The sequence below is a fragment of the Thermus altitudinis genome (assembly GCF_022760835.1).
GTDB lineage: Bacteria > Deinococcota > Deinococci > Deinococcales > Thermaceae > Thermus > Thermus altitudinis.
The window spans coordinates 1-10,017 of sequence record NZ_JAKTNQ010000047.1 but is presented as its reverse complement, the minus strand read 5'-3'; the positions used below and the strand labels follow the sequence as shown (position 1 = coordinate 10,017).

Sequence of the window (10,017 nt, the reverse complement as noted above, 5' to 3'; positions counted from 1 at the left end):
GTCTGCGGTCACCGGGAGAAGAAGCCCCTGTGGGTCAGGGAGTTTAAATGTCCATCTTGTGGTACTCTTCTCCATCGGGATGTGGCAGCGGCAGTAAACATCTTGGCTAAGGCCTGGACGGGGCCTTCGGGGAAGAGTCCGTACTCTGAACCGAGAAGCCTTGCTTTTTAGAGCGGGGAGTCGTCACAATGGGCCCATGAGGTTTTTGACCGCAGGCGAGTCCCATGGCCCGGAGCTTCTGGCCATCATTGAGGGCCTACCCGCCGGCATCCCCCTTACCGAGGAGGACATCAACCCTTGGCTGGAGAGGAGGCAAAAGGGTTACGGACGGGGCAGGCGCATGGCCATAGAGACCGACCGGGTGGAGTTCCGGGCCGGCGTTCGGGCCGGGCGGACCACGGGAGCCCCCCTGGCCTTGGCCATCCGGAACGCCGACCACCGCAACTGGGTGGAGATCATGGACCCGGCCCCGGGGAACGAACCCCGCAAAAAGGCCCTCACCGCCGCCCGCCCAGGCCACGCCGACCTGTCTGGCGGCATCAAGTACGGCCACAAGGACCTAAGGGACGTGCTGGAGAGGGCCAGCGCCCGGGAGACCGCCATGCGGGTGGCCGTGGGGGCCGTGGCCCTAAAGCTCCTAGGCCTCCTAGGGGTGGAGGGGGTGGGGTACGTGCCGGGGATGGCGGGGGTCTGGAGCCAGGTGCCCTTTTCCTGGGAGCTCCTCCCCCGCATTGAGGAAAGCCCCTTGCGCATGACCGACCCCGAGGCCGAGGCCCAGGTGATCCGCCTCATAGACCAGGCCAAGACGGAAGGGGACACCTTAGGCGGGGTGATTGAGGCCCGCTTCCGTGGCCTGGTACCCGGCCTAGGGAGCCACGTGCACTGGGACCGCAAGCTGGATGGCCGCCTGGCCCAGATGGCCCTTTCCATCCCCGCGGTAAAGGGGGTGGAGATCGGCCCCGCCTTCCAAAACGCCATGAAGCGGGGCTCGGAGGTGCACGACGCCATTTACTGGAGCCCCGAGCGGGGCTTTTACCGCCGGACCAACCGGGCGGGGGGCCTCGAGGGGGGCATGACCACGGGGGAAGAACTCATCCTCCGGGCCGCCCTCAAGCCCATCGCCACCCTGATGAAACCCCTGCCCACCGTGGACGTGGTGACCCATGAACCCGCGGATGCCGCCAGGGAGCGCTCCGACGTCACCGCGGTGCCCGCGGCCAGCGTGATCCTCTGCGCCCTTTCCGCCATCGTGCTGGCCCAGGCCTACCTGGAAAAGTTTGGCGGGGATACCCTGGAGGAAATCCAGGAAAGGGTGGAGCGGTACAAGGCCCGGGTTCTGGCCTACTGATACCGCCCCACCGTGGCCCTGACCTGGGGGGAGCTCAATGGCCCTACCCCCTCCGTCCCGGGTGGACCCGGGAGGACGGCCTGGCGAGATAGGATAAGTCAATGGCCCGTTTAGAAATCCCCCGCCCCGCCACCTTCATAAGCCTCACCGGCTTCATGGGGGTGGGGAAAAGCCGCATTGGCCGGGAGCTGGCCCGCACCCTCATGCTCCACTTCATTGACCTGGACCGTTACATTGAAAGGCGCACGGGAATCTCCATCCCCGATATCTTCCGCCACCTGGGGGAGGAGACCTTCCGAAAAATGGAACGGGAAGCGGTGGGGGAGCTTATGCAGAAGGAATACCTGGTCCTCTCCTTGGGCGGGGGAACCTTCATGGACCCGGAAAACCGCAAAAGGCTTCTCCAGAGGGGCCCGGTGGTGGCCCTATGGGCCAGCCCGGAAACCATCCTGGAAAGGGCTTCCCGCAAACCCGGGGAAAGGCCCCTTTTGCAGGTGGAAAACCCATTAGAAAGGATAAGGACCCTCCTCGAGGCCCGCACCCCCATCTACCGGGAGGCCCACATCCACGTTTCCACAGAGGGGCGGCGGGTGGAAGAGGTGGTGGCGGAAATCGTGGCGAAACTTTGGGAATATGCGAAGACTAAGCGTACGTGAACCGGTTGCCTACCCCATCCTGATTGGGGAAGGGGTTCTGGAGGAGATACCCCCCCTGGAAGGCCCCCTGGCCCTCCTCTACGACCGCCAGGTGGAAGGCTTCGCCCGGGAGTTGGCTGAGAGGCTTGGGGTGGAGCACCGTCTGGGCGTGGAAGGGGGGGAGGGTGCCAAAACCCTCGCCGTGTATGGCCAGGTGCTTTCCTTCCTGGCGCAAAGGGCCCTTCCCCGGAACGCCACCTTGCTGGTGGTAGGGGGGGGCACCCTTACGGACCTGGGCGGCTTCGTGGCCGCCACCTACCTGCGGGGCATCCCCTACCTCTCCTTCCCCACCACCACCTTAAGCGTGGTGGACGCCAGCGTGGGGGGCAAGACGGGCATCAACCTCCCCGAAGGGAAGAACCTGGTGGGGGCCTTCCACTTTCCTCAAGGGGTGTACGCGGAGCTCAAAATCCTCACCACCCTTCCTCCTTTCACCTTCAAGGAGGGGCTGGTGGAGGCCTTCAAGCACGGGCTCATCTCCGGGGAGGAAGGGCTTTTACAGGTGGAAGACCTAGGCCCGGAAAGCCCCCGCCTCGAGGCCTACCTGGCCCAGGCGGTGGCGGTGAAGGTGGCCATCACCGAGCGGGACCCTTTGGAGAAGGGGGAAAGACGGCTCCTAAACCTGGGGCACACCCTGGGGCACGCCCTGGAGGCCTACACCCGCCACGCCCTGCCCCACGGGGCCGCGGTGGCCCATGGCCTCCTCTACGCCGCCCTTCTGGGCAGGCTCCTGGGGGGCGAGGACCTTACCCCCTTGGTCCTCCGCCTCCTCAGGTGGCTTAACCCCCCTCCCCTTCCCCCCGTTTCTTGGGAGGACCTCCTTCCCTACCTGCAAAGGGATAAGAAGAAGCGCTCCCAAAGCCTCCACTGGGTGGTGCCCCTGGCCCCGGGCCGGCTGGTGGTCCAACCCCTGCCCGAGGAAACCCTAAGGGAAGCCTTTGGCCTTTGGGGGGAGGTCCTCGAGGGCCTGGGTTTTTTCCAAGCCCGTTAGCCTAATCGGGCGCGACATGAGGCCCAGGCCAAGCTCTCCAAGCCCCTTTGGGTGGTGCGCCAGAGGGAAGGGCGGGTCGTCCTCCGTTACGGCCGCCCCTTGGCCCGCTTGGATCCTGGGGGAAGGGGGTAAAACCGCCTGGGGGCAATGGATGGGGAAGCCTCCCACACCCCGTGCCTGAGGCGTTAACGAGCCTAAAGCCCCACCCCCACCGGACGAAGAACCCCCGCCTTAGCCTTGCCAAAGTCCAGGGGAAAACTCCCCACCTCGGTCTTGAGAACCACCAGGGCCAAGGGGATATCCTCCCCCTCCCAGGCCACCCCTTCCCCGGTGGCTAGGGCCAAGGCCCGGGGGTCCTCCGCAGACAGGGCCACCTCTGGAAGTCGGGGCCAAGGCAAGGTGGCGCCGAAGGCCAGGGCCAGGGCCTTGGCCGGGCGGAAGCGGCCCTTTTGTACCAGGCCCAGGTAAAGCCCGGGAGCCGGGGCCCTGATCCCCGCCAAGGAGGGTAGCTCCTCCGGCACCAGGTAAAGGTGGCCCGCACGCTCCCAGATGGGGCCTTCCAGGGCCAGCCCCACCTCCTCCAAGAAACCCCCCAGGGCCCTTCGGGCTTCCAGGCCCAGGGGGGGGATGCGCTCCTTAGGGGGCGTGCCCCAAGGGCCTTCCCCCTTGCGGAAACGGGCCAGGAAGTGGCCCTCGCCTTCCAAGCGGTGAGGCCAAAGCCGGGCGGTTTTCCTAAGCTCGGGGTTTCCGTCCCCCCACTCCGGCACCCCCGGGGCAAAGAGGGGATGGTAGCGGGCCTCCTCCAGGTGAAACCCGGGATGCTCCTTCAGGAAATGGGCCACCACCCCCTCGTTCTCCTCGGGGGCGAAGGTGCAGGTGGAGTAGACCAGCACCCCCCCTGGCCCAAGAAGCCTGGCCGCCTGGGCCAGAAGGGCCTTTTGCACCTCGGAAGCCCTCTTAGGGGCCCCAGGACCCCAGTGGCGGATGGCCTCTGGGTCCTTGCGGAACATGCCTTCGCCGGAACAAGGGGCATCCAGAAGGACCCGGTGGAAGTAGGCACCCAAGGCCTCAGCCAAGGCCTTGGGTGGGGCCTGGACCACGGCCGGCCCCGCCCCCCAGCGCTCCACGTTCTCCAAAAGGCCCCGGATCCTCTTGCCGTCCACCTCGTTGGCCAAAAGAAGGCCCTTTCCCCCCATGCGGGCCAAGAGGTGGGTGGTCTTCCCCCCGGGGGCCGCCGCCAGGTCCAAAACCCGCTCCCCAGGTTGAGGGTCCAATAGCACCCCCACCGCCTGGGCGCTGGGCTCTTGGATGTAGTAAAGCCCAGCGTAGAAGAAGGGATGGGGCCCCGGCCTGGCCTCCGGGGGATAGTAGAACCCCTCCGGGCACCAGGGGATGGGCCTTAGGGGCCAGGGGGCAATCCTTTTCCAGTCCCCAGGGGAAAGCTTCAGGGTGTTCACCCTAAGGCCATAGCTCCTTTCCCCCTCCGTAAGGGCTCTTAGGAAAAGGGGAAACTCCTCCCCTAAAAGGGCCGCCATGCGGGAGAGAAAGGCCTTGGGCAACACCCGCGTACCCTAGCACGAAAAGCCCCCCAGGCTCAAGGGCCCTTTCCGGCTACAATGCCCCTTGGGCACGATGGCCCCTGCGGGAAAAGGTAGGCTAGGGAAGGAAAGGCGTCCCAACCATGATCCAAGCCATCGGCACCGATTTGGTGGAGATTGATAGGGTGCGGAAACTCCTCAAGCGACACGGGGAGAAGGCCCTAAGGAGGCTTTTCACCGAGGAGGAGCTACGCTATGCCCTGGGCCACCAAGACCCTGCTCCAAGCCTAGCGGCCCGCATTGCCGCCAAGGAGGCCTTCCAGAAATGCTGGCCCGAGGGCCTTTCCTGGAAGGAGGTCTGGGTGGGGATGGAAGGGAGGAAACCGGTTCTACGCTTTGCCCCACAGCTCCAAGCCCGCCTGCAAGCCCAGGGCCTAGTGCCCCACCTTTCCCTAAGCCACGAGAGGGGCTATGCCCTGGCGCTGGTGGTCCTGGAGGCTAGGGCACCAGGCGCAGGATAAGGGCGTAGGTGTAATGTTCCCCTCTTCCCGCCGCCAAGGCTCCCCGGACCATATTCCAAAGGACCAGAACCAAGAGGGCCAAGGCCAAAGGAAAGGCTACCACTAGCCCCACCACGGTGATGGCCAGGAGGAAAAGGGCCAGGCCGTAAAGGGTGTAGCTGATCTGGCCGTTTAGGGATTCCTTGGCGTGGGCCTGAACAAAGGGGCTCTTGGGACCCCATAGGAGGATGGCCAAGGGCAAGAGGATCTGCCCTATGAGGATGAAATACCCCACCAAGGGGGCCAGGTGGGCCACCGCCGCCCAGGTGCGCTCTGGATCCGTCAAGGGGGTGGGTTGTTCCATGGGACTAGTCTACCCCGAACCCCCTCAGGCCACCTCCTCGGCCTCCTCCTCTCGGATGCGAATAGGCCCTTGCTTTTCAGGCCTGAGGCCCACCTTGTCCTGGTAAAAGGCCCGGATGGCCTCAAAATCCCGCCTCAGGTCCCCGCTGGGCCAGAGGTAGCCGCCAATCCCGATCTCCTTTTTGCGGAAGTCCACGTAGCCCAAGGCAATGGGAACCCCCGCCCTGAGGGCCATGTAGTAAAAACCCGAACGCCAATAGGGCGCCTTCCCCCGGGTGCCCTCAGGGGTGATGAGGATGGCGATTTCCTCTTCCTGCCGCAAGATCTCCGCCACGCCCTCCACCAGGTTGTTCCGGCGAGACCGATCCACCGGGATGCCGCCCAAGAGCCGCAAGAGCCAGCCCAAGGGGGGACGGAAAAGCTCCTTCTTCCCAAGCCAACGGGCACGGATGCCCAAGGCCCAAAGGGCGAGAAGCCCCACGGGAAAATCCCAGTTGGAGGTGTGGGGCGCACCGATCAACACATATTTCCTGCTGGGGGGCGGGGGCATGTGGTACCGCCACCCCAAGGCTTTGAGGACCAAGCCCGCAAGCTGCCGCATACTCCGGAAGTATACCCTTTGTGCTACACTGAGGGAAGGCGGGGTGGGGGCTTCCCCACCCCTATTTGCTGGGGTGAAGATGCATAAGGTGGTCATCGTAGGCCGGCCCAATGTGGGCAAATCCAGCCTCTTCAACCGCCTCCTGGGCAAAAGGAGTGCGGTGGTGGCCGATGTGCCCGGGGTTACCCGCGACCTCAAGGAGGGCGTGGTGGAAAGCGACCAGGGCCGCTTCCTCCTGGTGGACACCGGAGGGCTATGGTCGGGGGACCGCTGGGAGAAGAAGATCCAGGAAAAGGTGGACCAGGCGCTAGAGGACGCCGAGGTGGTCCTCTTTGCCGTGGACGGCCGCTCGGAGCTCACCCAGGCGGACTACGAGGTGGCGGAGTACCTGCGCAAAAAGGGTAAGCCCGTGGTCCTGGTGGCCACCAAGGTGGACGACCCCAAGCACGAGCTTTACCTGGGCCCCCTTTACGCCTTGGGCTTTGGCGATCCCATCCCCACCTCCAGCGAGCACAATAGGGGCCTCGAGGAGCTCCTCGAGGCCATCTGGGCCAGGCTTCCCGTTAGGCACATGGAGTCGGAACCGGAGGTGGCGGGCATCCGGCTCGCCATCGTGGGCCGGCCCAATGCCGGGAAAAGCAGCCTTCTCAACGCCATCCTAGGGGAAGAGCGGGTCATCGTCTCCGAGGAACCCGGCACCACCCGGGACGCCATTGACGTCCACTTCACCTTCCGCGGCCAACCCTTCATCCTGGTGGACACCGCCGGCATCCGCAAGCGCCCGGAAACCCTGGTGGAGGAGCTGGCCATCCGGAGAAGCCTTAAGGCCATAGGGGAGGCCGACGTGGTCCTTCTGGTCCTAGACCCCTTCCAGGTGGGGGACCGGGAGCTCAAGCTGGCCAACCATGCCTGGGAAAAGGGCAAGCCCGTGCTTCTGGTCATCACCAAGTGGGACCTGGTGAGGAAGGAGGAGGCCCCCAAGGTGCGCCGGGAACTCAAGGAAAAGCTTGCCCATCTGGAGCATCTGCCCCGGGTGTACACCTCCGCCCTCACCAAGCAGAACCTGGAGAAGATCTTCAGCGAGGCGGTGCGCCTCTTTGGGCTCAACCACACCCGCATCCCCACCGCCGAGCTCAACCGTTGGCTTTCCGTCTGGACGGCCAAGGTGCAACTCCCCAACTTCAAGGGCAAACCCTTGAAAATCTTCTACGCCACCCAGCCCGAGGTGGCCCCACCCACCTTTGTCCTCTTTGTGAACCACCCCGAGTTCGTGACCCGGGCCTTTGAAAACTACCTGAGAAACCGCGTGGGTGAGGACCTGGGCCTGAAAGAGGTGCCCTTCCGCTTGGTCTTCCGCGGACGGAGGGAGGAGGGCTAAAGGCAGCCGGGGGTGGGGGCCGCCTCGAGGCCCGGGCCAGAAGGCCATCGGGCCCATCCAAGGTCCCACCGCGCCACGCCGGCCAAGACCTCGGGGCCCCCACCCATAGGAGGAGCACCACCCCAGCCCGGCCTAAGGTGGCAGGATCAGCCAGAGGCCGAAGGATCGGGGCCGTCCTGGGCCAAAAGCGCCCCTAAGCCCTCCACGGCTCCCATCCTCAAGGAGAGGTGGGCCAAGGGGGTAAGGGGGGTGGGTTCGGGGTTCACCTCAATCAGGTAAGCCCCGCCGGCGTAGGCGATGCGCCCCAGGGACGCGGCGGGCTCCACCTCGGCGCTGGTGCCCACCACCAAGGCCACATCCGCTTGGGAAAAGGCCCCTTGCGCCCTTTCCCAAGCCCCTTCCGGCAGAAACTCCCCAAACCAAACCACGTCGGGCCGGGCCCGGTGCCCGCAAAGGGGGCAGTAGGCAGGGGGGGTAAAGGGGTCGGGAAGGGGAAAGCGGTGCCCGCAGGCCTCGCACCGGGCCCTTAGGATATTGCCGTGGAGCTCCACCAGGTTCCGGCTCCCCGCCAGGGCGTGGAGGCCATCCACGTTCTGGGTCACCAGGAGAAAGTCCCCGCCCCGGGAGAGGACCTGCTCCTCGAGGCGCACTAGGGCCAGGTGGGCGGGGTTGGGCCTGGCCTCCCGCACCTTGGCGATGCGCCAGGCGTACCACTCCCAGACCTTTTGCGGGTTCCTGGCGTAGGCCTCCGGGGTGGCGTAGTCCAGGGGGTTGAACTCCTGCCAGAGCCCCTCGGCATCGCGGAAGGTGGGGATGCCCGAGGGCTTGGAGATGCCCGCCCCCGTCAGGACCGCTACCCTTTGGGCCTTCTTGAGCCTGGACTGGGCCTCCCGTAGCTCCATGGGGCCTTCCCCTCCAGGAGTATTCTAGAAGCCATGGCCACCACCTTGAGGCTCTTCACCCCCGAGGCCATGCGGGAAGCCGACGAGAAGGCGGTGGAAATGGGCTACCCCTCCCTCCTCCTCATGGAGTGGGCGGGGATGAAGGCGGCATGGGTCTACCGGAAGCTTTTTGGAAACCGGCCCGCCGTAGTCCTGGCCGGCAAAGGCAATAACGGCGGGGACGGGCTGGTCCTGGCCCGGCACCTCTTTTTGGGAGGGGTACCGGTGCGGGTCTATGCGGCGGAGGGCCAAGGGGGGGATGCCCTCTCCGCGCGGCAAGCCCTTCTGGCCCAGGGGCTAGAGATCCGCCCCCTCGAGGAGGCCCTCTGGAACCGGGAGGAGGTTCTGGTGGATGCCCTCTTCGGCACCGGGCTGAAAGGGCCCCTGGAAGGCTTCTATGGCGGCCTGGTGGACAGGATGAACGCCTCCGGGCTTCCCATCCTGGCCCTGGACCTGCCCTCGGGACTTCCCTTCCTCCCCCATGTGCGGGCCACGGCCACCGTGGCCTTCGCCGCCTTCAAACCCCCCCATTTCCTCAAGCGCGAGGCCTGCGGGCAACTCTTCCTGGCAGATATCGGCCTACCTAGGTCCCTTTTGGCGCGGGAGGACCTGCCCGAGATCGCCACCCCCGAAACCCTCCTTCCCCTCCTGCCCAAACGCCCCCTCACCGCCCACAAGGGCAGCGTGGGCCGGGTGGGAGTCCTGGGGGGCTTTCGTGGCGAAGGCCTCCGCTACGCCGGGGCCCCGGTGCTGGCCGCCCTGGGGGCCTACCGCATGGGAGCGGGGCTGGTGCACCTGGTAGCCCCTGAGGGCCCACCCCTAGAGCCCCTCGAGGCGGTCTTCCACCCCGTGCCCACGCCTTCCCTCCCCTCCATGCGGGTGGAGGCCCTGGCCGTGGGCATGGGGGGCGGACCCTGGGGACGGGAATGGGCCTTGGCCGCCCTGGAGGCCCGGCTTCCCACGGTGCTGGACGCCGACGCCCTGCACCTGGAGGTCCTCGAGGCCTACCGCAAAACCGGTGTACCCACCGTCCTCACCCCCCACGCGGGGGAGGCGGGAAGGCTTCTCGGGGTGCCCCCGGAGGAGGTGGCCGAAGACCCCATAAGGGCCGCCCGGGCCCTGGCGGAGCGCACCGGGCTCACCCTGGTCCTCAAAGGGAACCCCACCGTGGTGGCCCAGGGAAGCCGGCTTTCCCTCAACCCCACCGGCAACCCCGCCCTGGCCACCGGGGGAACGGGGGATGTGCTCTCCGGGGCCATCGCCGCCCTCTTGGCGGCAGGCCTGGCCCCTTTTGACGCCGCCCGGCTTGGGGTCTACCTCCACGGCCTGGCGGGGGACCTCCTGGCGGAGGAAAAGGGGGTGGGCCTCCTGGCCCGGGAGGTGGCCGAGGCCCTGCCCCGGGCACGGAAGGCCTTGGCCCTAGGCCAAGGTGCTCCGCCCATCATCTAGAGGCCTTCCCACCCTGGAGTAGAGCCCCAAGAAGGGCGCTTTTCCCCTAGACCAAGGCGACGAAGAACACCAGGGGGTCAGGCCCCAATCCCAGACCCTACCGCGTGACGACTCCCCGTTCTGAAGAACGAGGCTGCAAGATACGGGCTTCGCCCGTGACCTCGGGAATCATGAGACTGTTTGCACAGCGCCCACTCCCGAAGGCTCCGTCCG

At 66.2% G+C, this 10,017-nt stretch carries 11 protein-coding genes; 7 read left to right on the top strand and 4 right to left on the bottom strand.

Features of this window, described 5'->3' with window-relative positions; translation table 11 throughout:
* The 4 genes from L0D16_RS11750 to L0D16_RS11735 form a co-directional block, all read left to right on the top strand.
* Positions 1-171 (top strand): zinc ribbon domain-containing protein (locus L0D16_RS11750; RefSeq protein ID WP_279231402.1); only part of this gene is annotated, 171 nt, incomplete at its 5' end.
* A gap of 25 nt (positions 172-196) precedes the next feature.
* A complete protein-coding gene (gene aroC, locus L0D16_RS11745) occupies positions 197-1,348 on the top strand; it encodes a chorismate synthase (protein ID WP_243032399.1) in 1,152 nt (383 codons plus the stop codon).
* Positions 1,349-1,449: 101 nt separating this feature from the next.
* Positions 1,450-2,004, top strand: a complete 555-nt coding sequence (locus L0D16_RS11740; RefSeq protein ID WP_243032398.1) for a shikimate kinase — start codon at positions 1,450-1,452, stop codon at positions 2,002-2,004.
* Positions 1,982-3,034 carry a 3-dehydroquinate synthase gene (locus L0D16_RS11735; protein WP_243032397.1) on the top strand — a complete coding sequence of 351 codons (1,053 nt, stop codon included), beginning with the start codon at positions 1,982-1,984 and terminating at the stop codon, positions 3,032-3,034. The genes L0D16_RS11740 and L0D16_RS11735 overlap by 23 nt, the downstream gene beginning before the upstream one ends.
* Positions 3,035-3,228: 194 nt before the next feature.
* On the opposite strand, the gene rsmF is transcribed toward L0D16_RS11735, so the two are convergent.
* Entirely contained in the window at positions 3,229-4,596 is a 1,368-nt protein-coding gene (gene rsmF, locus L0D16_RS11730) for a 16S rRNA (cytosine(1407)-C(5))-methyltransferase RsmF (RefSeq protein ID WP_243032396.1), read from the bottom strand.
* A 119-nt stretch (positions 4,597-4,715) separates the two neighbouring features.
* Between rsmF and acpS the strand changes: the two genes are divergently transcribed.
* A complete protein-coding gene (gene acpS, locus L0D16_RS11725; RefSeq protein WP_243032395.1) occupies positions 4,716-5,093 on the top strand; it encodes a holo-ACP synthase in 378 nt (125 codons plus the stop codon).
* On the opposite strand, the gene L0D16_RS11720 is transcribed toward acpS, so the two are convergent.
* Positions 5,071-5,436: a DUF4870 domain-containing protein gene (locus tag L0D16_RS11720; RefSeq protein ID WP_243032394.1), complete on the bottom strand. Its 366-nt coding sequence runs from the start codon at positions 5,434-5,436 to the stop codon at positions 5,071-5,073. The genes acpS and L0D16_RS11720 overlap by 23 nt on opposite strands.
* 24 nt (positions 5,437-5,460) lie before the next feature.
* Positions 5,461-6,036: a 1-acyl-sn-glycerol-3-phosphate acyltransferase gene (locus L0D16_RS11715; RefSeq protein WP_243032393.1), complete on the bottom strand. Its 576-nt coding sequence runs from the start codon at positions 6,034-6,036 to the stop codon at positions 5,461-5,463.
* 79 nt (positions 6,037-6,115) lie between these two features.
* Between L0D16_RS11715 and der the strand changes: the two genes are divergently transcribed.
* Positions 6,116-7,414 (top strand): ribosome biogenesis GTPase Der, encoded by a 1,299-nt coding sequence (gene der / locus L0D16_RS11710; RefSeq protein ID WP_243032392.1) that lies wholly within the window; start codon positions 6,116-6,118, stop codon positions 7,412-7,414.
* A 146-nt stretch (positions 7,415-7,560) separates the two neighbouring features.
* On the opposite strand, the gene L0D16_RS11705 is transcribed toward der, so the two are convergent.
* A complete protein-coding gene (locus L0D16_RS11705) occupies positions 7,561-8,316 on the bottom strand; it encodes an SIR2 family NAD-dependent protein deacylase (protein WP_243032391.1) in 756 nt (251 codons plus the stop codon).
* A 45-nt stretch (positions 8,317-8,361) separates the two neighbouring features.
* On the opposite strand from L0D16_RS11705, the gene L0D16_RS11700 reads away from it, so the two are divergent.
* Positions 8,362-9,804 carry an NAD(P)H-hydrate dehydratase gene (locus L0D16_RS11700; RefSeq protein WP_243032400.1) on the top strand — a complete coding sequence of 481 codons (1,443 nt, stop codon included), beginning with the start codon at positions 8,362-8,364 and terminating at the stop codon, positions 9,802-9,804.
* Positions 9,805-10,017: the final 213 nt, after the last annotated feature.